Below are 652 nucleotides of genomic sequence, written 5' to 3'. Positions count from 1 at the left end.
GCGCCAACGCCGGCCAGGCGATCGCCATCGACAAGGTCGTGGACGCCAAGGCCAATGCCCTGGGTGGCGCGCAGTTCTCCAGCGGCACCGCCACCGCCATTGCCGGCGTGGCCGATACCGATACCRCTATCGCCGCCTTCACCATCACCGACAGCAAGGGTGCGGTGGTCAACTTCGCCGCGCAGACCGTCAAGAGCGTGGGTGACGTGGCCGCCAACACCGCTGCCAACGGCAAGGCCGTGGCTGCCTCGATCAACGCCAAGATCGGTGAAACCGGCGTTTACGCCGAAGCCGATGCCGCCGGCGCCCTGACCCTGACTTCGGTCAAGGACAGCGTCGACGCCACTGGCGCCTTCGCGAACATCGCCAGCTCGCTGGCCGGCTTCGCCGCCACCGCCCCGGCCGACGGCAAGCAGTTCGCCGACAAGATCGACGTGTCCACCGTGAAGGGTGCCCAGCAGGCACTGGAAATCGTCGACAAGGCCCTGGGTGCGATCAACAACACCCGCGCCGACCTCGGTGCGATCCAGAACCGCTTCACCTCGGTCGTTGCCAACCTGCAGACCTCCTCGGAAAACCTGTCCGCGTCGCGTAGCCGCATCAAGGACACCGATTTCGCCAAGGAAACCGCAGAGCTGACCCGCACCCAGAT

At 66.4% G+C, this 652-nt stretch carries 1 protein-coding gene; it reads left to right on the top strand.

What is annotated here, in order from left to right; translation table 11 throughout:
- The coding region (locus AC1DQP_RS21255; protein WP_478052527.1) for a flagellin at positions 1 to 652 on the top strand (652 nt) is incomplete at both ends.

This window comes from Stenotrophomonas sp. P5_A8 (assembly GCF_056400545.1).
This window is presented reverse-complemented; position numbering and strand designations above follow the sequence as displayed.